Below are 25,266 nucleotides of genomic sequence, written 5' to 3'. Positions count from 1 at the left end.
CGGATTGCGGCCCTGTTACGGCAGGGATTCATTCCTACCGGTCGGTCACGAGTCCCCGGCCCGGAGGTGTGAGGATGGTAGCCGTGACCGACGACATCGCGGCAGGGGTCTTCGAGCAGCACCGCGCCTTTCTGACCGGCGTTGCCTATCGCATGCTCGGCCGCTTCGCCGACGCCGAGGACGTGGTCCAGGAGGCCTGGCTGCGCTGGGCCGACGCCGACCACGACGCCGTACGCGACCCGCGCGCCTTCCTCGTGACCGTCACCACCCGCCTGTCCGTCGACCGCCTGCGGCACGTCCGTTCCCGCCGCGAGACCTATGTCGGGCCCTGGCTGCCCGAGCCGGTCGCCACCGACCTCGAACACACCGTCCCCGACGCAGCCGAACGCGTCGTGCTCGCGGAGTCCGTCTCCCTGGCCGTGCTCGTCCTGCTGGAGGCACTGTCCCCGCTGGAGCGCGCCGTCTTCGTCCTGCGCGAGGCCTTCGGCCTTCCGTACGCCGACATCGCCGCCACCCTCGACCGCGCCGAACCCGCCGTACGCCAGCTCGCCGGACGCGCCCGCCGCCATGTCGAGGACGGCCGCCCCCGCTACGACGCCGACCCCGCCCGCACCGCCGAGATCACCCAGCGCTTCCTCGCCGCGGCCGTCGGCGGTGACCTCGAGGACCTCCTCGCCCTGCTCGCCCCCGACGTCCGGCTCGTCGGCGACGGCGGCGGCGTCCGGAAGGCCCCGCTGCGGATCATCGAGAGCGCCGGCAAGGTCGGCCGCTTCCTGCGCGGCATCGCCGGTACCTCCGTCCCCGAACCCGGCTTCGGTCTCCGCGAGATCAACGGCGCCCCCGCCGTCCTCATCACCTCGCGCGGCACACCGCACACCGTTCTCGCCCTCGATGTCGCCGACGGGCTCGTCACGACCGTCTACATCCTCACCAACCCCGGAAAACTGCGGGGCGTCATGTCACAGAACCCGGCGCCCGATCCGTCCACACCCGTATGACCGACTTCGACGAGATCAGACTGCGCGACGGTGTCGTGATCACGATCCTGCGCAGCGGCCGGGACAACGGCGGCCGGCTGCTGGAGATCGAGAGCACCTTCCCGCCCGGCGTGGCCGGACCGCCCGCGCATCTGCACACCAGGGAGACCGAGGAGTTCGCCGTCCTGGAGGGGCGGTTGTGGGTACGGACGGGCAGGCGGCGACGGTACGTGGAGGAGGGGCGGAGCGTCAGCGTCCCGCCCGGGACCGTGCACGCCTTCGCCAACCGCTCGGACACGCCGGTCACCTTCCGCGCGATCTCCACCCCGGCCGGGATCCTGGAGCAGATGCTGCGGCTCCAGGCCGGGACCGGCCGCACCCCGTTGCTTCGGATAGCCCGGCTCAACCACGGCGAGGACCAGACGCTCTTCCTCCCCGGACTGCCGCGCCCGGTCCAGCGGCTGCTGTGGAACACCCTGGCCGCCCTTGCCCGGGACCCCGACCGCCGCTGACCCGCCCCGGCGGCCCGGCCCAGCCTTCGTGGCGTCGTCCCCGATCGCCGGACGAGCCCGCCCGGCGATCGAGGACGAAACAGCGGCGGAGGCCCTCCGCGCTAGGCCCCGTCTGACAAATCCCGCCTGTCCCACGGCGCCTGGCACGCACGCTCGCTGCGTTGTCGGAGTCGCCCGAGTAGCCCACTACGAGGGCGATCCTCCGCCTTGCGATCGCACGCACCAGACGCCGCGGGACCCGCCCTCCGGGCGGCCGGCGCTATTTGTCAGACAGGGCCTAGCGTCCGCCGGCCACCCGCAGGATCGTTCCGGTGGTGTACGACGCCTCCGGCGACAGCAGCCACGCCACCGCCGCCGCGACCTCATCCGGCTCGCCCGCCCGGCCCAGCGGGACGCCCTGCGCCATCCGCCGCGGCCGGTCCGGGTCGCCCATGGCCGCGTGCATCCCGGTCAGGATCACGCCCGGCTGCACCGAGTTGACCCGCACCCCGTCCGGCCCCAGTTCCTTGGACAGGCCCAGCGTCAGGGCGTCGACGGCCGCCTTGCTCGCCGCGTAGTGCACGTACTCGCCGGGGGCGCCCAGCGTCGCCGCCCCCGAGGAGATGTTGACGATCGCGCCGCCCCCGCCCCCGTACCGGGTGGACATCTCGCGGGCGGCCCGCCGGGCGCAGATCATCGCGCCGGTCACATTGACCGCCACGACCCGCCGCATCACCTCGACGGGCGTCTCCGCGAAGCGCCCCAACGGCCCGGTGACCGCAGCGTTGTTGACCAGACCGGTGACCGGTCCGAGGCCGTCCCGTACGGCGTCGAAGAGCGCGTCGACCTGCTGCTCGTCCGAGGTGTCGGCCCGGCAGACCACCGCCCGGCCGCCCGCCGCGCGGACCTGTTCCGCCACCGCCCGCGCGGCCTCGCGGTCCTGCACGTAGCCGATGCCCACGTCATGTCCGGGCCCGGCCAGCCGCACCGCGACCGCCGCCCCGATACCCCGGCTCGCGCCGGTCACCACCGTCACTGAAGTCACGGGACCCGAGGCTATCGGCGCTGCGAACACCTCATGAACACCGCGTAGAACGTCCGTTCCCCCGACCTCCCCGGATCGAGGATTGGTCTTGACCAACTCCGGGGGCCGCCCTATGGTCGCGTAATAGTGCAAGGACCTTTAATAAAGAGCGGTTCGGAAATCGGAGGACAGGGTGGGGACCACGCAGCTCGAAACGGTGCCGGAACCCAAGTACTGGCACCTCAAGAACGTGCTCGCGGACGCTCTGGACTCCGAGTTCATGGTCGGGGAGATCCTGCCGAACGAGCGTGACCTGGCCGCCCGCTTCGGGGTGGCCCGCGCCACCCTGCGGCAGGCCCTGGAACAGCTGGAGCTGGAAGGCCGGTTGCAGCGGCGCCGCGGGGTCGGCACCACCGTCGCGCCGCCGCGGATGGGCGTGTCCGTCGGTCCGTCGCAGGGCGAGTGGCCCGCCGCCGGCGGCGACGCCTGGCGCACCATCGGCTGTGTGGAGGCCGCCGCCCCGCCGGCCGTGGCCAAGGCCCTCGGTACCGGCGCCGACGAGCCGGTGCACACCGTCCGCCGGGAGCGCGTCATGCGCGGCCAGTCGGTCGCCACCGAACTGCTCTACGTCCCGCCCGTCTCGGTTCCCGGGCTGCCGGCGGATCTGAGCCCCGCCGCCCACGGGCCCGCCGTACTGGGGGAGTTGCACGCCCTGTCGCTGGACGGGGAGGACCGCGCCGTGGAACTGGGCTCCGCACGCGCCGAGGACGCCAAGCAGCTCGACCGGCTGCCCGGCGCCCCCGTGCTGGTCGTCACCACCCGCTACGTGAGCGCCGGCAGGGTCGCCGCGGTGGCCGTGGCGACCTACCGCGCCGACACCTGCCGGCTCACCTTCGGGGACAGCGGCGTCCGGATCACCCACCACGAGCAGTCCGGTCTCGCCGCCTCCTGAACCGGCGGCCGGATCAGCGGCCGGATCAGTAGAAGCGGCCCGAGTTCGCGTCCCGGATACCCCGCGGGCCCGCCGGCACGGGCAGCGGGTGCCCGGTGCAGCGCACGTCGTGCGTGTCCGTGCGCCCGGTCAGCAGATAACGGTCGACACGGTCGTTGAGGCAGCGGTTGCGGAAGCTGATCAGCCCGTGCGAGCCGCGTCCGGCCTCGGTGACCAGCCGTGAGCCGGGCAGCCGGCGGTGCAGCTCCAGCGCACCGGCGTACGGCGTCGCCGCGTCGCGCTCGGCCTGCACCATCAGCACCGGCGGCAGCCCCGCGTCCGGCGACACCCGCACGTCGGCCGGGTGCGAGGAGGGCACCGGCCAGGAGGCGCACGGCAGGTTGAGCCAGGCGTTGGACCAGGTCTCGAAGGGGTACTTCTTCGTCAGCCGCGTGTTGTCCCGGTCCCAGGTGTGCCAGTCGCGCGGCCACGGCGCGTCGCCGCACTGCACGGCCAGATACACCGCCTCGCCGTTCTCGTCGGCCTTGGCGGTGGCCGGGGCGGGAGTCGCGGCCGCCGTCAGCGGCTTGGCGTCGCCGCGCAGATAGCTCGACAACTGGTAGGCGAAGGACACCCACTCCGTGTCGTAGTACGAGGCCTGCACCGCGCGTCCGTGCAGCTCACCGGGGCCCACCTTCCCGCCGGCCGGGTGCTTGGCGAGACGCCGCATGGCCCTGTTGAAGGAGGCCAGCACCCGGCCGGGTGTCGACCCGAGCCGGTACACCTTGTTGTGGCGCGCCGCCCAGGCCCGCCAGTTCGCCCAGCGCTTCTCGAACGCGATGTTCTGCTCCAGGTTGGAGCCGTACCAGATGCCGCGCGTGTCCGGGTTGACGACGCTGTCCAGCACCATGCGGCGGACGTGCGAGGGGAACAGGTGCGCGTACACCGCGCCCAGATACGTCCCGTACGACACCCCGAAGTAGTTCAGCTTCGGCTGGCCCAGTGCCGCCCGGATCACGTCCATGTCGCGTGCGATGTCCGCCGTCGTCATGTGGCCCAGCAGCGCGCCGGAACGCCTCAGGCAGCCCCGCGCCCGGGCCAGGGCCCGGGCCCGCTCACGGGTCTTGACCGCGGCGGTGGGGTGCCGCGGGTCCGCCGTCGGAGCGTGCTGGAACGTCGCAGGGTTCACACAGGAGATCGGCGACGAGTGGCCGACACCGCGCGGGTCGAAGCTCACCATGTCGTACGTACGGGCCGTGGCGGCCCAGATCTTCCTGGTGGGCGCCGGCATGTCGGCCTGCCCCAGACGCGCGAACCACAGGCCGGAAGCGCCGGGGCCGCCCGGGTTGAACACCAGCGCGCCCTGGCGGCGCGCGGCCGGACCCGAGGCCCTGAGCCGGCTCACCAGCAGCGAGATCTTCGCGCCCTGGGGGTGCGCGTAGTCCACCGGCACCTGCACCCGGCCGCACTGGATGGGCGCCTTGAGGCGGGTGTCGGCCGGGCACGCGCCGAAGCGGATGCCGGCCACGGCGGCCTGCTGGGCGGCGACGGTCACCCCCGCCGCGCGTAGTTCGTCAAAGACCGGATCCGGCGCGTTCGCGGCGGCGGGAGAGGCGGCGAGCGCCCCTGCCGCCAGCACCACGGACACGCCCAGGATGACAGCTCGCCGCACAGGGGGACGCCCTCTCGTGATCGCCGGTGAAGCACTGATGAGAGGGATCGTCGGCTGGTCCGACAAACCGGCAAAACAGGCGTGCCGGACGGGGGTGGCGATTCCCCCGAATGATTACGTTCTCCCCGGAGCGGGCGGGTGCGGGCGGGTGTGTGCGGGGGAGTGGGTCAGCGCAGCGGGAAGCCCGGCCGTGCCACCGCGAACAGCTGCTCCTCGACATGGTCCAGTGCCAGCCGCAGCGCCCCCGTCGCGACCGCCTCCTGCCCCAGCGCCGACAGCGTCACCTTCGGCGGCAGCAGGCAGTAGCGGGCCAACTGCTCGCGCAGCGGCTCCAGGACGTCGTCGAGCCCCGCCGCCCAGCCGCCCACCACGACCAGCTCCGGGTCGATCGCCAGCACCAGCGCCGCCACGTCGTGCACCAGTCTGCGCAGAAAACGGTCCAGGGCCTCGCGGGCCTGCGCGTCACCGTCCTTGGCACGGGCGAAGACCCGGGCCACCGCCGGTTCGTCGAGCGGATGCAGCGGTTCCCCGGTGGTCGACAGCAGATGCTCGGGAGTGGCCTCCCGGCCCAGCAGATGCAGGGCGCCGATCTCACCGGCCGCCCCCATGAACCCCCGGTGCAGACGCCCGCCGATCAGCGCCCCGGCGCCCGGGCTCAGCCCCGCCAGGACGAACACCACGTCGTCGGTGCCGGTGGCGGCGCCCTTCCAGTGCTCGGCCACGGCCGCCAGGTTCGCGTCGTTCTCCACCAGCACCGGGCAGCGGAACGAACGCCCCAGCCGCTCCCCGAGCGGCAGCGCCGTCCAGCCCGGCAGCGCGGTGCTCAGCCGCACCACCCCGTCCGCCTGGATGATGCCCGGGCTGCCCACCCCGACCGCCCACAGCGTGCTCCGGGCCACCCCGGCCTTGCGCAGCAGTTCCGCGACCGTGCCCCGGATCCGCTCCAACCGCTCCTCCGCCGGGGCGTTTTCGGCCACGTCGTGCGCATGCGACCCCACCATCAGGCCGCCGAGGTCCGACAGCACCGCCCGCACCTGGTGCGCCCCGACCTCGACGCCCAGTACATGCCCCGCCTCGGCGTGGAAGCGGAACCTGCGGGCCGGCCGTCCCTGCTTGCGCACATCACCCGGGTCCGCCGGTGCCTCCACCACCAGGCCCGAGTCCGTCAGGCCCTCGATGACCCCCTCGACGGTGGGCCGCGACAGCCCGGTGCTCTGCACCAGCTCGGTCAGGCTCGGCGTCTGCGCGTCGCGCAGCGCGTGCAGCACCACGGCGGAGTTGATCCGCCTGAGCAGGGAAGGATCCCCGCCCGTCAGCCGGCCCAACGTACGTCCTCCCAGCCTGTGATCATGTGTCGCCCCGCGTTTGGCCGGATCGTACCCGTCCGGGCCGCTCCCGGCGAGTGCCGTCGGGGCTCCGATGCTGACCTGGCGTCAACTGTCAGACCTCCCGGCTTTACTGGAGGAATGAACCTCGCAGCCCACCTCGCCGCCATGGAGGCGCTGCGTGCCCGTCCCGGCCCCCGGCTCGTCACGCTCCACACCGCCGAGGACCCCTGGGACGCCGACCCGGGCCTGGTCCCCGAGGTGCAGGACGGCCTCGAAGCGCTGTGCCAGGCCCTGATCGAGCTCCTCGCCCGGCGGTGGGGCGAGCCGCACACCCTCGACCCCGCCGCGTTGCCCGACTTCGACCCGCTCTGTCCATCCGTGGACGAGCTGTACGGCTGGCACGCCGGGGGCCGCTGGACAGCCCTGGGCATACAGCCGCACACCCCGGACGCCGCGGGCCGCCTGATAGCGGTGACCGGGGTGGTTTCCAGACCTTCCGGCGATTGAGGAGCGGCGCCGCCGAAGGCCGCGCAACCCGGTGAACGCAGCGTCAGACAGGGCCTGGCTGGGCCGCGTCGGCGGCCACGCGCAGGCGGGCGTACTCCTCGGCCATGGTGGCGGTGGTCCAGTGGGCGTTGAGACCGCTGGGGTTGGGCAGCGCCCATACCCGGGTGGTGCCGATGGTCCGCTCCTGCCGCCCGATCGCGGCCTTGCGGTCGCCGAAGGCGACGCGGTAGGCGGTGACCCCGACCACCGCCAGCCAGGCCGGCCGGTACCGCTCGACGGTGGCGACGAGGAGGCGTCCGCCCTCGCGCAGCTCCTCGTCGCCCAGTTCGTCCGCCCGGGCCGTGGCCCGGGCGGCGACATTGGTGATGCCGAGCCGGTACGACAGCAGTTCGGCCTGCTCCGCCGGCCGCAGGAGACGGGGGGTGAAGCCGGAGGCGTGGAGCACCGGCCAGAAGCGGTTGCCGGGCCGGGCGAAGTGATGGCCGGTGGCGGCGGACATCAGGCCGGGGTTGATACCGCAGAAGAGCACCCGCAGGCCGCCCGCGACGACATCGTCGATGGTGCGGTCGCGGGCGGCGAGCAGCTGCTCCTTGGTGAACGAGGTCAGAGGATCGCCCCCGGGACGTAGGAGGCGGCCTGCGGGTGCCGCTCGGCGACGGCGCCGATGCGGCGGACGACCTCGGCCACCTGGTCGGCGGCGGCGCCGGTGAAGGACAGCCGGTCGGCCATGAGGGCGTCGAGCTGTGCGCGGTCCAGGGGGATGCGCTCGTCCTCGGCGAGGCGGTCGAGGAGCTCGTTGCGCTCGGCGCCCTTCTCGCGCATGGCCAGCGCGGACGCGACGGCGTGCTCCTTGATGACCTCGTGGGCGAGCTCGCGGCCGACGCCGGCCCGGACCGCGCCCATCAGGACCTTGGTGGTGGCCAGGAAGGGCAGGTAGCGGTCGAGTTCGCGGGCGACGACGGCGGGGAAGGCGCCGAACTCGTCCAGCACCGTGAGGAAGGTCTCCAGGAGGCCGTCGAAGGCGAAGAAGGCGTCGGGAAGGGCGACCCGGCGGACCACGGAGCAGGAGACGTCGCCCTCGTTCCACTGGTCGCCGGCGAGCTCGCCGACCATGGAGGCGTAGCCGCGCAGGATGACGGCGAGGCCGTTGACCCGCTCGCAGGACCGGGTGTTCATCTTGTGCGGCATCGCCGACGAGCCGACCTGGCCGGGCTTGAAGCCCTCGGTGACCAGCTCGTGTCCGGCCATCAGCCGGATCGTCTTGGCCAGCGACGAGGGCGCGGCGGCCAGTTGCACCAGCGCGGTGACGGCGTCGTAGTCCAGGGAGCGCGGGTAGACCTGGCCCACCGAGATGAAGGTGCGGGAGAAGCCGAGGTGGGCGGCGATCCGCCGCTCCAGCTCCGCCAGCTTCGCGGTGTCGCCGCCCAGCAGGTCCAGCATGTCCTGGGCGGTGCCGACCGGGCCCTTGATGCCGCGCAACGGGTAGCGGCCGAGCAGGTCCTCGATCCGCTCGAAGGCCACCAGCAGCTCGTCGGCCGTGGTCGCGAAGCGCTTGCCCAAGGTGGTGGTCTGGGCGGCGACGTTGTGCGAGCGACCGGCCATGACCAGCTCGGCGTACTCGGCGGAGAGCTTGCCGAGCCGGGTGAGGACGGCCACCGTGCGGTCGCGGACATGCTCCAGGGAGAGCCGGATCTGCAGCTGCTCGACGTTCTCGGTGAGGTCGCGCGAGGTCATGCCCTTGTGGACGTGCTCATGGCCGGCGAGGGCGTTGAACTCCTCGATGCGGGCCTTGACGTCGTGCCGGGTGACCTTCTCGCGCTCGGCGATGGAGCCGAGGTCGACCTGCTCCAGCACCCGCTCGTAGTCGGCGATCGCCTGGTCCGGGACCTCGATGCCCAGGTCCTTCTGGGCCCGCAGTACGGCGAGCCAGAGGCGGCGCTCCAAAACCACCTTCTGCTCGGGGGACCACAGGGTGGCCAGCTCCGTGGAGGCGTAGCGGCCGGCCAGGACATTGGGGATGCGGGGCTTCGTCACGTATCGAGAGTCTACTGTCCATCGGCGCAGGTCAGCCCACGGCCCAGGTCTACGCGGGTAGCAAGGCCGGGGGCGGTGCCTCAGCCCTCGTACGGCAGCAGCTCGCCGCGCTTGGGCGCCATCCCGTCGCCCGAGGAGCGGCCGGTGAGGCGGCGGCCTATCCAGGGCACCAGGTGCTGCCGGGTGAAGCGCAGATCGGCGGCCCGGCGGGCGAGCCAGGCGGGTGGCACGGCGCCGGGCAGCACCCCGGTCCAGTCGGACTCTGCGGCGTGGCCGAGGGTCTGCCAGACCGCCTCGGCGACCCGGCGGTGGCCCTCGGCGTTGAGGTGCAGCCGGTCCTCGTCCCACATCCGCCGGTCGCCGAGGGTCTGCGCGCCGTACAGGTCGACCACCAGGGCCCCGTGCCGTTCGGCCAGCTCGTCGATGAAGGAGAACAGCTGCGTCATGCGCGGCAGGAAGCGGGCGGCGACCGGTCCGCGCCGGATCGGGCTGCGCATCAGCACCAGCTGCTTGCAGCTCGGCGCCAGCCGCTCCACGGAGCGCTCCAGCAGGGCGCAGACCTCGTCCACGTCGCACTTGGGACGCAGGGTGTCGTTGAGCCCGCCGACCAGCGTCACCAGGTCCGCGCTCATCGCGGCGGCCGGCTCGACCTGCTCGTCCGCGATCTGGCGGATGAGCTTGCCGCGCACCGCGAGGTTCGCGTAGCGGAAACCCTCGGTGCGCGCGGCGAGCCGGGCGGCCAGGAGGTCGGCCCAGCCCCGGTAGGTGCCGTCGGGGAGTCCGTCGGACATCCCCTCGGTGAAGGAGTCGCCGAGCGCGACAAAGCTGGTGTACGTGGTGTTCATCTCCATGGCGGAGGCGATGTTACCCGTTGGTCCGGCAGTGGTCCGCCGGTGGTCCGCCGGTGCCCCGTCGGGTGTTCCAGCGGGTGCTCTACAGGGTGCCGACGAGCTCCTTGAGCACGTCCTCCATCGTCACCAGGCCGATGCCGCGCCCCTGCTCGTCCACCACGGCCGCCAGATGGGCGCTGCTGGCCCGCATCGCCGCCAGCACGTCGTCCAGCGGGGTGGCCGCCCGGACCCGGGTGATCCGGCGCAGCGCCGGGCGGGGGAAGGGCCGGTCCCTGGGCTGGGTGTCCAGGGCGTCCTTGACGTGCAGATATCCCAGCACCTTCCCGTCGGCGTCGGCCACCGGGAAGCGTGAGTAGCCGGAGGACGCCGCCAGCCGTTCCAGGCCCTCGGGCGTGATGCCGAACGGCGCCCGTACGACATGCTCCGGCGACCGTACGACCTCGCCGACCGGGCGCCGGCCCAGCTCAAGCGCGTCATGCAGGCGCAGCGCGGCACGCTCGTCCAGCAGCCCGGCCTGGCCGGCGTCGGTCACCATCCGGGACAGCTCGTCGTCCGAGAAGGCCGCGGTGATCTCGTCCTTGGGCTCCACGCGCAGCAGCCGCAGCAGCGTGTTGGCGAAGGCGTTGACGGCGATGATGACCGGCCGCAGTGCCCGTGCCGTGGTCACCAGCGGGGGGCCCAGCAGCAGGGCGGCGCGTTCCGGATCCGCCAGCGCGATGTTCTTCGGCACCATCTCGCCGAACAGCATGTGCAGATAGGTCGCCACCGCCAGGGCGATGACGAAGGCGATCGGATCGATCAGACCGTCCGGCACCCCCAGGGCGTGGAAGACCGGTTCGAGCAGATGGGCGATGGCCGGTTCGGCGACCGCGCCCAGCACCAGCGTGCACAGGGTGATGCCCAGCTGGGCGGCGGCCAGCAGCGGCGAGAGGTGCTGCAGCCCCCACAGCACGTTGCGCGCGCCGCGTTCCCCGGCCTGCGCACGCGGCTCGATCTGGCTGCGGCGTACGGAGATCATGGCGAACTCGGCGCCGACGAAGAAGGCGTTGACGACCAGGGTCAGCGCGGCGACGAACAGCTGGAGGGCGGTCATCGAGCGCTCTCCCGGGGGTCGCGCCGGGGGTCGTCGCGAGGGCCGTGCCGGCGGTCCTGCCGCGGGTCCTGCCGGGGCTTGGGTGACACCAGCCGGACCCGGGCCGCGCGGTGTCCGGTGTCATCGGTGACCTCGATCAGCCAGCCGTCCGACTCGGCGGTGTCGCCGGTCGCCGGGATCCGGCCCAGCTGGTGGGCGACCAGACCGGCCAGCGTCTCGTACGGTCCCTCCGGCGTGCGCAGGCCGATCTCCGCCAGCCGGTCGGTGCGGGCGGCCCCGTCGGCGTCGTAGACCCGCCGCCCGTCGGCGTCCCTGCGCAGCAGCGCCAGGTCGGGGACCTCGTCGGGGTCGTGTTCGTCGCGGACCTCGCCGACGACCTCCTCGACGATGTCCTCCAGGGTGACGACGCCGGCGGTGCCGCCGTACTCGTCGATGACCACGGCCATGCTCACCGGGCCCGACAGCCGGTCCAGCAGCCGGTCCACGGTCAGCGACTCGGGGACGAGCAGCGGCTCCTGGACCAGGGCGGTGACCGGGGTGCGGTCGCGCTCCTCGTCCGGCACCGCCAGGACGTTCTTGATGTGGACGACGCCGATGACGTCGTCCAGGCTGTCGCGGTGCACCGGGAAGCGGGACAGCCCGGTGGTCCGGGTCGCCTCGGCCACGTCCCGGGCGGTGGCGCGGTGGTCGAGGGCCTTGACCTGCACGCGCGGGGTCATCACGTTCTCGGCGGTCAGCTCGGCGAGCTTGAGGGTACGGACGAACAGCTCGGCGGTGTCGGCCTCCAGTGCGCCCTCCTCGGCGGAGTGGCGGGCCATGGCGACCAGTTCCCGGGGGCTGCGGACGGAGGCCAGCTCCTCGGCGGGCTCCATGCCGAGCCGGCGCAGAACGCGGTTGGCGGTGTTGTTGAGATGCCGGATCAGCGGGCCGAAGGCGGCGGTGAAGGCCCGCTGCGGGGCGGCGACCGCCCTGGCCACCGGCAGCGGGCGGGAGATCGCCCAGTTCTTCGGCACCAGCTCGCCGACCACCATCAGCACGAGCGTCGACAGCGCCGTGGCCAGCACCAGCGCGACCGACGACGCCGCCGACGGCGACAGCCCGGCGGCCCGCAGCGGCCCGCCGAGCAGCGCGCCCACCGAGCCCTCGGCGAGCATGCCGATCACCAGTCCGGTGACGGTGATGCCGAGCTGGGCCCCGGACAGCTGGAGGGTGAGGCTCCGTACGGCTTTGAGCGCGGCGCCCGCGCCCCGCTCACCGGCCTGCTCGGCCCGCTCCAGCTCGGCCCGCTCGACGGTGGTCAGCGAGAACTCGGCCGCGACGAACACCGCGCAGGCCAGGGTGAGCAGCAGCGCGGCGACCAGGAGAAGGACTTCGGTCATCGGGACACCTCTGTCCCATGATCGGCCGACCGGGCGGGGGACGCGCGACGGAGCCGGGCGACAGGAGCCCGGCCGAGCCCGGCCGCGCCCGGTCCCCGCCGGTGGCCGTCAGGCGGTGAACGGCTTCGTCCAGCGGCGCCACTGCTGCTCAGGCGCGTAACCGGCGGCGCTCCAGGCCTGGTGCGCGCGCTCGTTCCGCTCCAGCACCATGGCGTCGCCGCGCCGGCCGCCCAACCGGGTGAACCGCTCCTCGGCCGCCTCCAGCAGCGCCGTCGCCACGCCCTGCCTGCGGTGGTCCGGGTGCACCGCCAGCCGGTACAGATGGCAGCGCCAGCCGTCGAAACCCGCGATCACCGTGCCGACCAGCGGCCCGGTCCGGCCGGCCGGCCCGCCCCGCTCGGCGAGCAGCAGCGCCTCCGGGTCGCGGGCGATCAGCCGGGCGACCCCGTCCGCGTCGTCGCTGATGCTGGTGCCCTCCGCCGCGTACGTCCAGAAGTCCAGCACGCGCTGGGCCTCGGCGGGGGTGGCGGCACGTATTCGCAGATCGCTCATTCGGTCAGCCAAGCACCGCCCGCGCGGTAGGGGCCACCGGATTTCGCCGTGGCCGGACGGGCCGCCCGGCCACGCGTCCGCCGTCCGTGCGACCGGCGTCCCTTGTTGCCACTAGCGCGATGGCGCTAGCATGGAACCATGGCCAAGACCCAGCTGAACGTGCGGGTGGACGAGAGCACCGCCGCGACCGCCCGTGAACGGGCCTCGCAGCGGGGCGTGAGTGTCAACCGATACATCGAGCAACTCGTCCTCCAGGACGCCGGCGAGAACGGCCGGACGTTCGTCGAGGCCGCCGCCGACTTCATGAAGCAGTACGAGGCCGTCTTCGCCGAGGAGTTCGGCACCGACCGCGAAGGCCGTCGTTGACCCTGCGCATCGACCTTGCCTGGCTTCTCATGGTCGCCGAGCACAACACTCCCGGCGACCCCCTGGTCACTGACTGGGGCGCGCTCCTCGCCGCCGTCGCCCGCCACCAGGCCCAGGTCTTCGACGCGCCGGTCTACCCCCAGCCCCACGACCGGGCCGCCGCGCTCCTCCAGCTCCTCGTCCACGTCCCCGCGCTCGAACGTTCCAACGTGATGTTCGCCTCCGCCGTCGCCTACGCCTACCTGGTGGCCAGCGGCCTGAAGGTGGCGACCTCGCCCGAGCAGGTCCGTGACCTCGCCCGGCTGGTCAAGGACGGCACGGCCGACGTCCACGACATCGCGCACGAACTGCGGGGCTGGTGTCTGTAGCGCGGGGTCCCGGGTACGCGCGGCCGCTGTCTCAGGCCCACTGCCTGCCGACCGGCACCTCGTCCAGGTGCGGGGTGGACAGGTGGAGCACCTCGTAGCGCTCGCCGTGGGCGCCGTCCGCGCCGTCCGGCGCCGGGCCGGCCCAGAGGGTGAAGCGGACGAGCTGCCAGTGCCGGGGGTCGACGGCCAGGACGACGGAGTGCACCCCGGCCGCCTCGGACCGTTCCTCCCAGGCGCCGGCCGCCTCGGCGACGGCGGCCGCCGGGTCCGCCCCGGCGGGGATCGGCTCCACGACGCGGCTCGCCCCGCGCGGCCGGGTGCCGTAGCGCGGGCCGTGGCCGAAGGCGACCCCGGTCCAGTGGCTGACCGCCGGGCGTCCGAAGTCCGCGACGATGCCGCCGAATCCGCCGCCGCCCCACAGGAACCGGTTCATGCCGCCGGTGTCTTCCCAGAGGTAGAAGGGCGCGTACTCGTTGACCGGTGAGCCGTCGACGCCCCGCTCCCGGACCAGGTAGGCCTTGAAGCCGAGCCCCTCGTAGTCGTCCGTCAGCGGCCCCCGGCTCGCCACCCGTTCCCGGATGATCTTCATGTCGTAGTCGGCCGGCAGTGTGATCCCGTACCGCATGGCGTACATCTGTGCGAACCCCTGTCTCCTAGGCGGACGCGGCCAGCAGGGCGAGTGCGCCCCGCACGGCCCGGTCGAACGGCTCCGCGGACCCGGCGGCGCGGGCCAGGACGTAGCCGCCCTGAAGGACGGCGACGAGTGCCGCCGCCGTGTCGGCCGGGTCCAGGCGCGCGTCCAGCTCGCCGCGCTCCGCTCCCTCGGCCAGTACGGACGCCAGGCGCCGCCGCAGCCAGTCGAAGGTCTCCTCGACCGGGCGGCGCAGCTCGGGGCTGGCGACGATGTCGGGATCCTGGGTCAGCCGGCCGACCGGGCAGCCGCGCAGTACGTCGCGCTCGCGCAGCAGATAGCCGGTGACGCGCTCGACGGCCGTGCCCGGCGCGGCGAACTGGGTTTCGGCCACGGCCCGCAGCTCCTCGGCGGTGCGCCGGACGGCGGCCAGCGCGAGATCGGGTTTGCCGGCGAAGTGGTGGTACATGCTGCCCTGGCCCACCCCGGCCCGCTGCTGGATCGCCCTGGGACTGGTGCCCACGTATCCGCGCTCCCACAGCAGTTCCCGGGTGCTCTCGATCAGGCGGTCGGCGGTCTCCGTGCTCTCCATGGGTCGACTGTACATACTAGTAGGTACAGAGCTCAAGTGCCGTCCGGGTGCGACGCGTTCCGCTCTCCTGCCCGGAGTCTTGTCAACCGCCCCCAGGATTCGTAACATCTCCAGTGTTACACCATTACTGTCACGCTCATGGGCGGAGGTCCGATGACACAGGAGCGAACGGACACTGCGGCGGCGGACCTCCCCGGCCCGCTCGCCGGAGTGCGCGTGGTCGAACTGGCCGGGATCGGACCGGCCCCCTTCGCCGCCATGCTCCTGGCCGACCTCGGAGCCGACGTGGTCCGGGTCGACCGGCCCGGCGGGGCACGGCTCGGCGTCGACCCGGCGCTGGACGTCACCAACCGCAACAAGCGCTCGGTCGTGATCGACCTGAAGTCCGCCGACGGCCCGGAGCGGGTGCTGCGCCTGGCCGCCCGCGCCGATGTGCTGCTGGAGGGCAACCGACCCGGCGTCGCGGAACGACTGGGCGTCGGACCGGACGCCTGCCTGGCCCGCAACCCCCGGCTGGTCTACGGACGGATGACCGGCTGGGGCCAGGACGGCCCGCTCGCCCCCCGGGCCGGCCACGACATCGGCTATGTCGCCGTGGCCGGCGCCCTGGGCATGATCGGTCCGCCCGACGGGCCCCCGGCCATCCCGGCGAACCTGCTCGGCGACTACGCCGGAGGCTCCCTGTACCTGGTGACCGGTGTCCTGGCCGCCCTCCACCACGCCCGCGCCACCGGCACCGGGCAGGTCGTGGACGCCGCGATCGTCGACGGCACGGCCCATCTGCAGGCCATGATCCGCGGCATGGTGGCGGCCGGCGCCTGGCACGACCGCCGGGGCACCAACCTCCTGGACGGCGGCTGCCCCTACTACGCCTGCTACGAGACCGCCGACGGCGGCTGGATGGCGGTCGGCGCGCTGGAGCCGGGCTTCTACGCCGAGTTCGTCCGTCTGCTGGGCCTGCCCGAGGACGCGCCGGACCGCGGGGACCTCGCCCGGTGGGGCGAGCTGCGCTCGCTCATCGCCGCCCGCTTCAAGTCCCGTACCCGCCAGGAGTGGACGCTCACATACGGCGACAGTGACGCCTGCGTGGCCCCGGTGCTCTCGCTGGCCGAGGCGGCCGGCCACCCGCATCTGGTGGCCCGGGGAACCTTCACCGAGGCGGGCGGGGTCGTCCAGCCGGCCCCCGCGCCGCGCTTCTCCGTCACCCCCGGCAGCCTGCGCCGCCCGCCGGCCACCCCCGGCGCGCATACCGCCGAGGTCGCCCGCGACTGGGACGTACCGGACCCCGGCTTCCCGGACCCCGGCTTCCCCGAGACCGGGGCCGGGGCCTGATGGCAGGTCCTGCGCCAGGCCGCCGTGACGACGCCCGACACCACCAGGAGACCAGCATGCGGCGCGAGATCTTCACCGCGGAGCACGAGGCGTTCCGCGAGTCGGTACGCGCCTTCCTGGCCAAGGAGGTCCTTCCGCACCACGCGCGGTGGGAGACGGCCGGCATCGTCGACCGCGAGGCCTGGCTGGCGGCCGGCCGTCAGGGACTGCTGGGCCTCACCGTCCCCGAGGAGTACGGGGGCGGCGGCACCGGCGACTTCCGCTACGCGGCCGTGATCGGCGAGGAGTTCGCCCGCGCGGGTGCCCACGGGCTCGCCCTCGGCCTGCACAACGACATCGTCGGCCCCTATCTGACCGGGCTGGCCACGGCGGAGCAGAAACAGCGCTGGCTGCCCGGCTACTGCGCCGGCGAGACGATCACCGCCATCGCCATGACCGAACCGGGCGCCGGCTCCGACCTCCAGGGCATCAGGACCACCGCCACCGACGACGGCGACAGCTATCTGCTCAACGGCACCAAGACCTTCATATCCAACGGCATCCTCGCCGACCTGGTCGTGGTGGTCGCCCGCACCACGCCCGAGGGCGGCGCGCGCGTCCTGAGCCTGCTGGTCGTCGAACGCGGCATGCCCGGCTTCGAGCGCGGCCGCAACCTCGACAAGATCGGCCAGAAGGCCCAGGACACCGCCGAGTTGTTCTTCACCGACGTACGGGTGCCCAAGGCCAACCGGCTCGGAGCCGAGAACGAGGCCTTCTTCCACCTCATGGCCAACCTCGCCCAGGAACGCCTCACCATCGCGGTGGCGGCGGCCGCGACCGCCGAGCACCTGCTCGGCCTGACGACGGCCTACGTCAAGGAGCGCGAGGCCTTCGGCCGGCCCATCGCCGAGTTGCAGCATGTGCGCTTCGAGATCGCCGAGATGGCCACCGAGTGCGCGGTCACCCGCAGCTTCGTCGACCGCTGTGTCACCGAGCACGTCGCCGGCCGGCTGGACGCGGTCCATGCCTCCATGGCCAAGTGGTGGGCCACCGAACTGGAGAAGCGGGTCGCCGACCGCTGCCTGCAACTGCACGGCGGATACGGCTATATGACGGAGTATCCGATCGCCAGGGCGTTCACCGACGGCCGTATCCGGACCATCTACGGCGGCACCACCGAAATCATGAAGGAGATCATCGGCCGGTCCCTGCTCGGCTGACCCGCTCCTGCACCCTCACGAAAGGCACCCGACGTTGAGCACCGAAGCCTACGTCTACGAGGCCATCCGCACCCCCCGCGGGCGCGGAAAGGCCAACGGCTCCCTGCACGGCACCAAACCCGTCGACCTGGTCACCGGACTCATCGCCGAACTGCGGCGCCGCTTCCCGGACCTGGACCCGGCCGGCATCGACGACATCGTGCTCGGTGTGGTCACCCCGGTGGGCGACCAGGGCTCGGACATCGCCAGGACCGCCGCCATCGCGGCCGGACTGCCCGACACCGTCGCCGGGGTCCAGGAGAACCGCTTCTGCGCCTCCGGTCTGGAGGCGGTCAACATGGCCGCCGCCAAGGTCCGTTCCGGCTGGGAGGACCTGGTGCTGGCCGGCGGCGTGGAGTCCATGTCCCGCGTCCCGATGGGCTCCGACGGCGGCGCGTGGGCCCTGGACCCGATGACCAACTTCACCACCGGCTTCGTCCCGCAGGGCATCGGCGCCGACCTCATCGCCACCATCGAGGGCTTCTCCCGCCACGACGTGGACTCCTACGCCGCCGAGTCCCAGGCCCGCGCGGCCCAGGCCTGGAAGGACGGCCGCTTCGACCGGTCCGTCGTCCCCGTCCTGGACCGCAACGGCCTGCTCGTCCTGGACCGTGACGAGCACCTCCGCCCCGGCACCACCGCGGAGAGCCTGGCCGCGCTCAAGCCCTCCTTCGCCGCCGTCGGCGAGGCAGGCGGCTTCGACGCCGTCGCCCTGCAGAAGTACCACTGGATCGAGCGGATCGACCACGTCCACCACGCCGGGAACTCCTCCGGCATCGTCGACGGGGCTGCCCTGGTCGCCATCGGCAACCGCGAGGCGGGCGCGCGCCACGGACTGACCCCGCGCGCCCGGATCGTCTCCGCCGCGGTCTCCGGATCCGACCCGACCATCATGCTCACCGGCCCGGCGCCCGCCAGCCGCAAGGCCCTCGCCAAGGCCGGCCTGACCGTCGGCGACATCGACCTGGTCGAGATCAACGAGGCCTTCGCCGCCGTCGTACTGCGCTTCGTCAAGGACCTGGGCCTGGACCGGGACCGGGTCAACGTCAACGGCGGCGCCATCGCCCTGGGCCACCCGCTGGGCGCCACCGGGGCGATGATCCTGGGCACCCTCGTCGACGAACTGGAGCGCCGCGACCTGCGGTACGGGCTCGCCACGCTGTGCGTCGGCGGCGGGATGGGCATCGCCACCGTCGTCGAACGCCTCTGACCACCCCTCAGGAGACCACCACCCATGGCCATCAACGAGAGCCGCACCATCCGCTGGGAGCAGTCGCCCGGCGACGACGGCACCGGCAACGACTCCGTCGTGACCCTCGTCCTGGACGACCCCGACCAGTCCGCCAACACCATGAACGAGGCGTTCGCGGACTCCCTGGACGCCACCGTCGACCGTCTGGAGGCGGCGGCCGACGGCATCAGGGGCGTCATCGTCACCTCCGCCAAGAAGACCTTCTTCGCCGGCGGCGACCTGCGCGACCTGATCGCCGTCGGCCCCGCCGAGGCCGGGCGCGCCTTCGCCGCCGGGCAGCGCGTCAAGGCGGCCCTGCGCCGGCTGGAAACCCTCGGCAAGCCCGTGGTGGCCGCCATCAACGGCAGCGCGCTGGGCGGGGGTTACGAGATCGCGCTGGCCTGCCACCACCGGATCGCGCTCGACGCACCCGGTACCCGGATCGGCCTGCCCGAGGTCACCCTCGGCCTGCTGCCCGCCGGCGGGGGAGTGACCCGTACGGTACGTCTGCTGGGCATCACCGACGCCCTGCTCACCGTGCTGCTGGAGGGCCGCCAGTACAGCCCGGTCCGGGCCCGGGACGCCGGACTGATCCACGAGGTCGCCGCCGACCGCGACGAACTGCTGGCCAGGGCAAGGGCGTTCATCGACGCCCACCCGGAGAGCCGGCAGCCGTGGGACGTCAAGGGATACCGCATCCCCGGCGGCACCCCCGGCACCCCCGCCTTCGCCGCCAACCTGCCGGCCTTCCCGGCCAACCTGAAGAAGCAGCTGGGCGGCGCCCCCTACCCGGCGCCGCGCAACATCCTGGCCGCCGCCGTCGAGGGCGCCCAGGTGGACATCGACACCGCCTTCGTCATCGAGGCCCGCTACTTCACCGAGCTGGTCACCGGGCAGACCGCCAAGAACATGATCCAGGCGTTCTTCTTCGACCTCCAGGCCGTCAACTCCGGTGCCGGCCGCCCGGCCGGCATCCCCTCCCGCCCGGTGACCCGGGCCGCCGTCCTGGGCGCCGGCATGATGGGCGCCGGCATCGCCTACGCCTGCGCCAGGGCCGGTATCGAGGTCGTCCTCAAGGACGTCTCGGTGGAGGCCGCCGAGCGCGGCAAGGCCTACTCGGCCGGGCTGCTGGACAAGGCCGTCGCCAAGGGACGTACCACCCCCGGGCAGCGCGACGCCCTGCTGGCCCGCATCCACCCCGCCGCCGACCCCGCCGAACTGGCCGGCTGCGACGCCGTCATCGAGGCGGTCTTCGAGGATCCCGCGCTCAAGCACAAGGTCTTCCAGGAGATCGAGGGCGTCCTCGCCCCCGACGCCCTGCTGTGCTCCAACACCTCCACGCTGCCCATCACCCTGCTCGCCGAAGGGGTCCGGCGCCCGGAGGACTTCGTCGGGCTGCACTTCTTCTCCCCGGTCGACCGGATGCCGCTGGTGGAGATCATCAAGGGCGGGCGCACCGGCGACCAGGCGCTGGCCCGCGCCTTCGACCTGGTCCGGCAGATCAGCAAGACCCCCATCGTGGTCAACGACTCCCGCGGCTTCTTCACCTCCCGCGTCATCGGGCACTTCATCAACGAGGGCATCGCCATGATCGGCGAGGGGGTGCCCGCCGCCACCGTCGAACAGGCCGCCGCCCAGGCCGGCTACCCGGCCAAGGTGCTCTCCCTGACGGACGAACTCACCCTCACCCTCCCGCGCCGGATCCGCGACGAGACCCGGCGTTCGACCGAGGAGGCCGGCGGCACCTGGCAGGAGCACCCCGCCGACCCCGTGATCGACCGGATGATCGACGAGTTCGGCCGCCCCGGGCGCAGCGGCGGAGCCGGCTTCTACGAGTACCGCGACGGCCGGCGCACCGGCCTGTGGCCGGGCCTGGCCGAGCACTTCGGCCGGCCGGGCGCGATCCCGCCGCCGCTGGCGGACCTCAAGGAACGCATGCTGTTCATCGAGGCCCTGGACGCGGTGCGCTGTCTGGAGGAGGGCGTGCTCACGTCGGTCGCCGACGCCAACATCGGCTCCCTGCTGGGCATCGGCTTTCCCGGCTGGACCGGCGGCGTCCTGCAGTACATCAACGGCTACGCCGGAGGCCCCGCCGGATTCCTCGCCCGCGCCCAGGAGCTGACAGCCGCGTACGGGGAGCGCTTCGCCCCGCCTCGGCTGCTGGAGGAGAAGGCCGCCCGAGGCGAGTCCTTCACCGACGCCTGACCCGCACCACCGGACCCGCGCCACTCCGCGCCGAGCACGGACCGGCGGCGGTCCAGGTCGGCGCTGTTCCCGTCGCCGGGCCCGGCGGATCCGTCAGCGCCGGGCCTGCAGGGCCCGGGCCGGGGCCACGGCCCGGCGCACCGACTCGCGGGGGGTGCCGAACGAGGTCAGCTCCACCGGCGGCGCGAACCGCCGTACGGTGACGGACTGCGGGGCCGCGAAGGAGCGCAGGCCCTCGTCGCCGTGGATCCGGCCGAAGCCCGACTCCCCGGAGCCGCCGAACGGCAGCGACGGCACCGCCGCGAAGCCCAGCACCGAATTGACCGACACGCCGCCCGCGCGCGGCCACGCTCGCGGCGTCGTCCATCGGGTGGTCGCCGATCGCCTCACCGGTGGCCGGATCGAGGGAGGCGAAGGTCTCGGTCGTCAGGTCTCCTGGTCCGCCGGCCGGTCCCGGGGCCGGCCCCTCGCTTCCGCCCGGCCCGCCCGAACTCGTTCCTCGCCGAGACTGTCGACGTGTTCCATCGGTCCCGTCAACCCCTCGGACCTCAGGGAAGTCCCGTGCCGGGAAAGGCGGTTGTGCCGACTCGCCGCAGGCGCTCAGCCGTCCCCGGCGGCCCCGGGCGCGGCCGCCTCGGCAGCCGTCGCCCGCAGCTCCTCGGCCAGGGACCGCTGGAAGGCGGTGACCAGCGCCTGGACGACCATCGGCTGGATGTCGTCGGTGAGGGCGCGTATCCGGGCCCGGTCCTCGGGGGCCGGCTGCCCGGCCACGTACGGCTGCCACACCTCCCGCTGGAACAGCCGGTGCAGCTCGTGGGCGACGGCGCGGCTGTGCTTCAGGACGATCTCCCGGGTCGCCAGCACCGTCTCCAGCGGGATGGGTACGTCCAGCAGGCGTACGCCCAGATGCAGCATCGCCGGATTGACCAGCAGCGTCTCCGGGTCGCCGGTGGCGTGCAGCACGCCCATGGCGGCCAGCCGGTCCAGGTCGTGGTCGCCCAGGGGGCGGCCCGCCCGCTGCTCCAGCCGGGCCCGGGGGACCTCCTCCGCGGTGTCCGGCATCCAGGTCGCCACCAGCGCCCGGTGCAGTGCCAGGTCGGCCGGGGTGATGTCCTTGGGCAGCTGGTCCAGATAGCGGCCGATCGCGGCCAGGGTCAGCCCCTGCCGCTGGAGTTCCTCGATCAGGGCCAGCCGGGCCAGGTGGTCGGCGCCGTACAGCCCCACCCGGCGTGATCCGAGCTCCGGGGGCGGCAGCAGCCCCTTGGCGTTGTAGAAGCGCACCGTGCGGACGGTCGTCCCGGCCCGCGCCGCGAGTTCGTCCACCGTCAGACGTGACTCGTCCCGGTCCGTGCTGGTCATGACACCAGTATGACCGGTCGTTCCGCCGGGGTCCCGCCTCCGGCCGCTCACGAACGGCCGGAGGCGGGGCGGTGCCGGGGCGGTGCCGGGCGGCCCCGCGATCAGGCCACGAAGTCGCGCACCTGCTCGTAGACGCCGTAGTCGCTGTTCATGTCGGTGTGCGAGACGCACCCGACCTCGACGTTGGTCGCGCCGCTCAGGATGGCCGTGGTGTCCGGGGTGAGGGCCTCGTCGCAGTTCGACCAGTAACTGGCGTAGGTGACGCTGCCGGGGGTCTCGTCGGTGGAGTTCAGGGCGGTCAGGAAGCTGCTTCCGGTGTACATCTCCGCGCAGGAGGTGTAGAGCCACTTGCACCAGGACGCCACGGTCGTGCCGTGGTTGACCCCGGCCACGGAGACGAAGTCGTCCACGTACGCGGTGCCGCCGAGGTTCTTGAGGAAGTAGCGGGCGCTCAGCGGGCCCATCGAGTGGGCGACGATGTCGACCTTGGACGCGCCGGTCGCGGCCAGCACCCGCTTCACCTCGGTGGCCAGCTGCGAGGCCGTGGTGACGTTGGACTGGCTCCAGCTGTACGACCAGGCGTCCAGCTCGCTCGTCGAGTAGCCGTCGGCCTTGAAGTCGGCGACCCAGTCGTCCCAGCTGCTGGAGTCGCCGCTCAGACCGTGGACGAAGACGATGGGGTTGTGGGTCGCGGCGTGCGCGGGGGCCGCGGTGAGGGCTAGGAGCAGCGACGCGATCACCGCGGTGATGACCGCGATGGCGGAGCGGGCGGCGCGTTGCATGGTGCCTCCGGATGATTGTGGGGGGTCAGCAGGAGTGTGAGGCGGATCCCGCGCGCCGCCATCGGTGAAATCGCCGGTCTTTACGGCCAGGTGACCCGCCAGTAACGTCATTGCTGTGGTGAAGACCCCGCACGCTTCGCACCCTCCGGGGCCTCCGCACCGGATGCCACCGCCGTCGCCACCGTCGCCACTGCCCCTTACGGAGGGTGTCCGGGTGCGGCTGGTGCGCGCCGCGTACGGCGACTCGCACGCCGTCGCCGAGCTGACCGCTTCCCTGACGTCACGTCAGCTCTCCGGGCTCGACCCACTGCCCTACGAACAGGCCGAGCTGGCACCGGCGTTGCTGCACGGCCACCGCCGACGGATCCGCGCGCTGCCCGAGGACACCCGCCTCCTGCTGCTCGTCGCCGCCGCCGACCAGTACCCCGTACCCGCCCACGCCTTTCTGCGGGCCGTCGCCGCCGCCGGACTCGACACCGCCGCCGCCGACCCCGCGGAAGCCGCCGGCCTCGCCCACGCCACGGCGGCCGGCATCACCTTCCGGGACCCCTGGATACGGATCGCGGCCTACGAGGCCGCCTCCGCCGAGGACCGGCGCGAGGCGCACCACCTGCTGGCCCGGGTCCTCGGCGGCACCGCCGAGGCGGGGCTGCGCTCCTGGCACCGGGGCGCCGCCGCCCTCGGCCCCAGCCGGCGGCTCACGGCGGAACTGCTCGCCGCCGCGCAGGAGGCCCGCCGGCACCACCGGCCCGCCCTGGCCCGCGCCCTGGTGCAGCGCGCCGCCCAGCTGTGCCCCGAACCGGTCGCCGTACCCCGGCTGCTCGAACTCGCCGCCGCCGACGCCTGGCAGGCCGGTGACGGCGACCGGGCCCGCCACCTGGTCGCCGCCGTCCCCGACAGCGCCCTGTGCGGCGTACTCGCCCTGCGCTGCGGCATCGCCACCGACGCCTTCGACGATCTGCTGGACGCGGCGGCGGGCCTGGCCCCCACCCGGCCCGAGGCCGCCACGGCACTGCTGGCCCGCGCCGTGGAGGCCGCCATCCACACCGGCGACCTGCGCCGCTGCCGCGAGGCCGCCGCCGTCGCCCGCGGCCACGGCCTGCTGCCGCCCGGCACCCTCGACGGCCTGGCCGCCGCCGTCGACGGCCGTTACGGCGAGGCCCGCGACGCGCTCACCGCCGCCGCCCGGCACCGCCGCGAAGGCCCCCAGGACGCCGGCCACCTCCTGCACAGCGGCATCGCCGCCCTGCTCCTCGGCGACCACACCCAGGCGGCCTTCGCGACCGCCCGCGCGGTCGCCGCCGCCCGGGCCGGCGGCGACACCGCCGCCGTGCCGCAGATCCTGGAGTTCCGTACCTACGCCGAGTTCTGGACCGGACGCCCGCACGCCGCCGAGGCCGCCGCCCTCGACGCCCTGCGGCTGGCCCACGAGACCGGCCAGGACAACGGCGCCTGCCACCTTCAGGCCGCGCTCGCAATGTTCGCCGCCATCACCGGCGACACCGACACCTGCCGGAGCCGCGCCCAGGCCGCCCGCGCCCACGCCCTGCCCCGTGGCCTGGGCCTGGCCGCCGCACTCGCCGTCTGGGCGCTGGCCTTCCTCGACCTGAGCAGCGGCCGCCCCGCCGAGGCCGCCGCCCGGCTGCGAGCCCTGGCCGGCTTCGGCCCCGGCCACGGCCACCGCGCCATCCGCCACCTCGCCACCCCGCACTACGTCGAGGCCGCCGTACGCACCGGTGATACGCGCGTAGCTGTCGCCGCCCTCGCCGACTACGACCGCTGGGCCACCCTCGTCCGCAGCCCCGCCGACCTGGCCCTGGCCGCCCGCTGCCGCGCCCTGCTCGCCCCCGGCGCCGAGGCCGACGAGCACTACCGCACCGCCCTGGACCTGCACGCCGCCGGCACCCGCGACTTCGAGCGCGCCCGCACCGAGCTCCTCTACGGCTCAGCCCTGCGCCGGCTGCGCCGCCGTACCGAGGCCCGCGACCGCCTGCACAGCGCCCTGGAGGCCTTCCGCTACTTCGGCGCCCCGCACTGCGCCGCCCAGGCCCGCGCCGAACTGCGCGCCCTCGGCGAGTCGGGCGAGTCCGGTGAACCCGCGCAGCCGGGTGCGGCCCCGCCCGCCGACATCACCGCCCGCCTCACCGCGCAGCAGCTCGTCATCGCCCGGATGGCGGCCGACGGCGCCACCAACCGCGAGATCGCCGCCCGTCTGGTCCTCAGCCACCGCACCATCGACCACCATCTGCGGGGTGTCTTCACCCGGCTGGGCATCCGGTCCCGCATCGAACTCGTCCGCCTGCTCACCGACTCCCGGGCCTGA

At 73.5% G+C, this 25,266-nt stretch carries 24 protein-coding genes and 1 pseudogene; 11 read left to right on the top strand and 14 right to left on the bottom strand.

Translation table 11 applies throughout. From position 1 onward, the window contains the following. Positions 1 to 83: 83 nt before the first annotated feature. The gene (gene sigJ / locus RWE79_RS05215) at positions 84 to 998 is read left to right on the top strand and encodes an RNA polymerase sigma factor SigJ (RefSeq protein ID WP_475938827.1); all 915 of its coding nucleotides are present in this window, start codon (positions 84 to 86) and stop codon (positions 996 to 998) included. Continuing rightward, on the top strand, positions 995 to 1,489 hold the full coding sequence (locus tag RWE79_RS05210; RefSeq protein ID WP_475938826.1) for a cupin domain-containing protein: 495 nt from the start codon (positions 995 to 997) through the stop codon (positions 1,487 to 1,489). The genes sigJ and RWE79_RS05210 overlap by 4 nt, the downstream gene beginning before the upstream one ends. Positions 1,490 to 1,766: 277 nt before the next feature. On the opposite strand, the gene RWE79_RS05205 is transcribed toward RWE79_RS05210, so the two are convergent. Then, on the bottom strand, positions 1,767 to 2,513 hold the full coding sequence (locus tag RWE79_RS05205; RefSeq protein ID WP_475938825.1) for an SDR family oxidoreductase: 747 nt from the start codon (positions 2,511 to 2,513) through the stop codon (positions 1,767 to 1,769). 172 nt (positions 2,514 to 2,685) lie between these two features. On the opposite strand from RWE79_RS05205, the gene RWE79_RS05200 reads away from it, so the two are divergent. Next, positions 2,686 to 3,444 (top strand): GntR family transcriptional regulator, encoded by a 759-nt coding sequence (locus tag RWE79_RS05200; protein WP_475938824.1) that lies wholly within the window; start codon positions 2,686 to 2,688, stop codon positions 3,442 to 3,444. A 25-nt stretch (positions 3,445 to 3,469) separates the two neighbouring features. Here the strand turns inward: RWE79_RS05200 and RWE79_RS05195 are convergent, their stop codons facing one another. Then, on the bottom strand, positions 3,470 to 5,095 hold the full coding sequence (locus tag RWE79_RS05195) for an alpha/beta hydrolase (RefSeq protein WP_475938823.1): 1,626 nt from the start codon (positions 5,093 to 5,095) through the stop codon (positions 3,470 to 3,472). Between the two features lie 167 nt (positions 5,096 to 5,262). Continuing rightward, entirely contained in the window at positions 5,263 to 6,420 is a 1,158-nt protein-coding gene (locus RWE79_RS05190; protein ID WP_475938822.1) for an ROK family transcriptional regulator, read from the bottom strand. A gap of 141 nt (positions 6,421 to 6,561) precedes the next feature. Between RWE79_RS05190 and RWE79_RS05185 the strand changes: the two genes are divergently transcribed. Then, complete coding sequence (locus tag RWE79_RS05185; protein WP_475938821.1) at positions 6,562 to 6,930, top strand: hypothetical protein; 369 nt, start codon at positions 6,562 to 6,564, stop codon at positions 6,928 to 6,930. Positions 6,931 to 6,973: 43 nt separating this feature from the next. On the opposite strand, the gene mug is transcribed toward RWE79_RS05185, so the two are convergent. The 6 genes from mug to RWE79_RS05155 all read right to left on the bottom strand — a co-directional run bounded on the left by mug (position 6,974) and on the right by RWE79_RS05155 (position 12,839). Beyond that, on the bottom strand, positions 6,974 to 7,537 hold the full coding sequence (gene mug, locus RWE79_RS05180; protein ID WP_475945610.1) for a G/U mismatch-specific DNA glycosylase: 564 nt from the start codon (positions 7,535 to 7,537) through the stop codon (positions 6,974 to 6,976). Further along, on the bottom strand, positions 7,534 to 8,964 hold the full coding sequence (purB, locus tag RWE79_RS05175) for an adenylosuccinate lyase (RefSeq protein ID WP_475938820.1): 1,431 nt from the start codon (positions 8,962 to 8,964) through the stop codon (positions 7,534 to 7,536). The genes mug and purB overlap by 4 nt, the downstream gene beginning before the upstream one ends. Before the next feature lie 80 nt (positions 8,965 to 9,044). Continuing rightward, the gene (locus RWE79_RS05170; RefSeq protein WP_475938819.1) at positions 9,045 to 9,815 is read right to left on the bottom strand and encodes an SGNH/GDSL hydrolase family protein; all 771 of its coding nucleotides are present in this window, start codon (positions 9,813 to 9,815) and stop codon (positions 9,045 to 9,047) included. 82 nt (positions 9,816 to 9,897) lie between these two features. Continuing rightward, positions 9,898 to 10,908 carry a hemolysin family protein gene (locus RWE79_RS05165; protein ID WP_475938818.1) on the bottom strand — a complete coding sequence of 337 codons (1,011 nt, stop codon included), beginning with the start codon at positions 10,906 to 10,908 and terminating at the stop codon, positions 9,898 to 9,900. Further along, positions 10,905 to 12,287 carry a hemolysin family protein gene (locus RWE79_RS05160; protein WP_475938817.1) on the bottom strand — a complete coding sequence of 461 codons (1,383 nt, stop codon included), beginning with the start codon at positions 12,285 to 12,287 and terminating at the stop codon, positions 10,905 to 10,907. Before RWE79_RS05160 ends, RWE79_RS05165 begins: the two co-directional genes overlap by 4 nt. A 108-nt stretch (positions 12,288 to 12,395) precedes the next feature. Next, on the bottom strand, positions 12,396 to 12,839 hold the full coding sequence (locus RWE79_RS05155) for a GNAT family N-acetyltransferase (RefSeq protein WP_475938816.1): 444 nt from the start codon (positions 12,837 to 12,839) through the stop codon (positions 12,396 to 12,398). A 138-nt stretch (positions 12,840 to 12,977) separates the two neighbouring features. On the opposite strand from RWE79_RS05155, the gene RWE79_RS05150 reads away from it, so the two are divergent. Together RWE79_RS05150 and RWE79_RS05145 are read left to right on the top strand one after the other, a co-directional pair. Further along, positions 12,978 to 13,205: a toxin-antitoxin system HicB family antitoxin gene (locus tag RWE79_RS05150; RefSeq protein WP_475938815.1), complete on the top strand. Its 228-nt coding sequence runs from the start codon at positions 12,978 to 12,980 to the stop codon at positions 13,203 to 13,205. Beyond that, positions 13,202 to 13,573 (top strand): fic family toxin-antitoxin system, toxin component, encoded by a 372-nt coding sequence (locus RWE79_RS05145; RefSeq protein WP_475938814.1) that lies wholly within the window; start codon positions 13,202 to 13,204, stop codon positions 13,571 to 13,573. Before RWE79_RS05150 ends, RWE79_RS05145 begins: the two co-directional genes overlap by 4 nt. A gap of 31 nt (positions 13,574 to 13,604) precedes the next feature. Here RWE79_RS05145 and RWE79_RS05140 read toward each other — a convergent pair whose 3' ends face one another. Together RWE79_RS05140 and RWE79_RS05135 are read right to left on the bottom strand one after the other, a co-directional pair. Beyond that, positions 13,605 to 14,207, bottom strand: a complete 603-nt coding sequence (locus tag RWE79_RS05140) for a DUF4865 family protein (protein WP_475938813.1) — start codon at positions 14,205 to 14,207, stop codon at positions 13,605 to 13,607. A gap of 19 nt (positions 14,208 to 14,226) precedes the next feature. Then, entirely contained in the window at positions 14,227 to 14,796 is a 570-nt protein-coding gene (locus RWE79_RS05135) for a TetR/AcrR family transcriptional regulator (RefSeq protein ID WP_475938812.1), read from the bottom strand. 153 nt (positions 14,797 to 14,949) lie between these two features. On the opposite strand from RWE79_RS05135, the gene RWE79_RS05130 reads away from it, so the two are divergent. From RWE79_RS05130 to RWE79_RS05115, 4 genes are read left to right on the top strand one after another with little or no spacing between them, the layout of a single operon-like run. Continuing rightward, the gene (locus tag RWE79_RS05130) at positions 14,950 to 16,128 is read left to right on the top strand and encodes a CaiB/BaiF CoA transferase family protein (protein ID WP_475938811.1); all 1,179 of its coding nucleotides are present in this window, start codon (positions 14,950 to 14,952) and stop codon (positions 16,126 to 16,128) included. Positions 16,129 to 16,184: 56 nt separating this feature from the next. Next, positions 16,185 to 17,327: an acyl-CoA dehydrogenase family protein gene (locus RWE79_RS05125; RefSeq protein WP_475938810.1), complete on the top strand. Its 1,143-nt coding sequence runs from the start codon at positions 16,185 to 16,187 to the stop codon at positions 17,325 to 17,327. A gap of 34 nt (positions 17,328 to 17,361) precedes the next feature. Continuing rightward, positions 17,362 to 18,576 carry an acetyl-CoA C-acetyltransferase gene (locus tag RWE79_RS05120; protein WP_475938809.1) on the top strand — a complete coding sequence of 405 codons (1,215 nt, stop codon included), beginning with the start codon at positions 17,362 to 17,364 and terminating at the stop codon, positions 18,574 to 18,576. Between the two features lie 24 nt (positions 18,577 to 18,600). Further along, positions 18,601 to 20,802: a 3-hydroxyacyl-CoA dehydrogenase NAD-binding domain-containing protein gene (locus RWE79_RS05115; protein ID WP_475938808.1), complete on the top strand. Its 2,202-nt coding sequence runs from the start codon at positions 18,601 to 18,603 to the stop codon at positions 20,800 to 20,802. A 93-nt stretch (positions 20,803 to 20,895) separates the two neighbouring features. On the opposite strand, the pseudogene RWE79_RS05110 reads toward RWE79_RS05115, so the two are convergent. The 3 genes and pseudogenes from RWE79_RS05110 to RWE79_RS05100 all read right to left on the bottom strand — a co-directional run. Continuing rightward, positions 20,896 to 21,144: pseudogene (locus RWE79_RS05110) on the bottom strand (aldehyde dehydrogenase family protein); the annotation flags it as partial. 258 nt (positions 21,145 to 21,402) lie between these two features. Then, the gene (locus RWE79_RS05105; protein WP_475938807.1) at positions 21,403 to 22,161 is read right to left on the bottom strand and encodes a MerR family transcriptional regulator; all 759 of its coding nucleotides are present in this window, start codon (positions 22,159 to 22,161) and stop codon (positions 21,403 to 21,405) included. Between the two features lie 101 nt (positions 22,162 to 22,262). Next, positions 22,263 to 22,943, bottom strand: coding sequence for an esterase/lipase family protein (locus RWE79_RS05100; protein ID WP_475938806.1), 681 nt, complete (start codon positions 22,941 to 22,943; stop codon positions 22,263 to 22,265). A 163-nt stretch (positions 22,944 to 23,106) separates the two neighbouring features. Here RWE79_RS05100 and RWE79_RS05095 point away from each other — a divergent pair, with 163 nt between their 5' ends. Next, on the top strand, positions 23,107 to 25,266 hold the full coding sequence (locus tag RWE79_RS05095; RefSeq protein ID WP_475945608.1) for a helix-turn-helix transcriptional regulator: 2,160 nt from the start codon (positions 23,107 to 23,109) through the stop codon (positions 25,264 to 25,266).

It is taken from the genome of Streptomyces sp. RLA131 (assembly GCF_056270125.1).
The sequence above is the reverse complement of the archived record's forward strand: the minus strand, read 5'-3'. Positions and strand labels throughout refer to the sequence as shown.

Bases quoted from the DNA above. Each gene is read 5' to 3' on its own strand.
- RWE79_RS05095 (WP_475945608.1), top strand. From the start codon at position 23,107: ATGCCACCGCCGTCGCCACCGTCGCCACTGCCCCTTACGGAGGGTGTC.
- RWE79_RS05115 (WP_475938808.1), top strand. From the start codon at position 18,601: ATGGCCATCAACGAGAGCCGCACCATCCGCTGGGAGCAGTCGCCCGGC.
- RWE79_RS05105 (WP_475938807.1), bottom strand. From the start codon at position 22,161: ATGACCAGCACGGACCGGGACGAGTCACGTCTGACGGTGGACGAACTC.
- RWE79_RS05185 (WP_475938821.1), top strand. From the start codon at position 6,562: ATGAACCTCGCAGCCCACCTCGCCGCCATGGAGGCGCTGCGTGCCCGT.
- RWE79_RS05155 (WP_475938816.1), bottom strand. From the start codon at position 12,839: ATGAGCGATCTGCGAATACGTGCCGCCACCCCCGCCGAGGCCCAGCGC.
- RWE79_RS05140 (WP_475938813.1), bottom strand. From the start codon at position 14,207: ATGTACGCCATGCGGTACGGGATCACACTGCCGGCCGACTACGACATG.
- RWE79_RS05160 (WP_475938817.1), bottom strand. From the start codon at position 12,287: ATGACCGAAGTCCTTCTCCTGGTCGCCGCGCTGCTGCTCACCCTGGCC.
- RWE79_RS05125 (WP_475938810.1), top strand. From the start codon at position 16,185: ATGCGGCGCGAGATCTTCACCGCGGAGCACGAGGCGTTCCGCGAGTCG.
- RWE79_RS05170 (WP_475938819.1), bottom strand. From the start codon at position 9,815: ATGGAGATGAACACCACGTACACCAGCTTTGTCGCGCTCGGCGACTCC.
- RWE79_RS05165 (WP_475938818.1), bottom strand. From the start codon at position 10,908: ATGACCGCCCTCCAGCTGTTCGTCGCCGCGCTGACCCTGGTCGTCAAC.
- RWE79_RS05130 (WP_475938811.1), top strand. From the start codon at position 14,950: ATGACACAGGAGCGAACGGACACTGCGGCGGCGGACCTCCCCGGCCCG.
- RWE79_RS05150 (WP_475938815.1), top strand. From the start codon at position 12,978: ATGGCCAAGACCCAGCTGAACGTGCGGGTGGACGAGAGCACCGCCGCG.
- RWE79_RS05100 (WP_475938806.1), bottom strand. From the start codon at position 22,943: ATGCAACGCGCCGCCCGCTCCGCCATCGCGGTCATCACCGCGGTGATC.
- RWE79_RS05135 (WP_475938812.1), bottom strand. From the start codon at position 14,796: ATGGAGAGCACGGAGACCGCCGACCGCCTGATCGAGAGCACCCGGGAA.
- RWE79_RS05210 (WP_475938826.1), top strand. From the start codon at position 995: ATGACCGACTTCGACGAGATCAGACTGCGCGACGGTGTCGTGATCACG.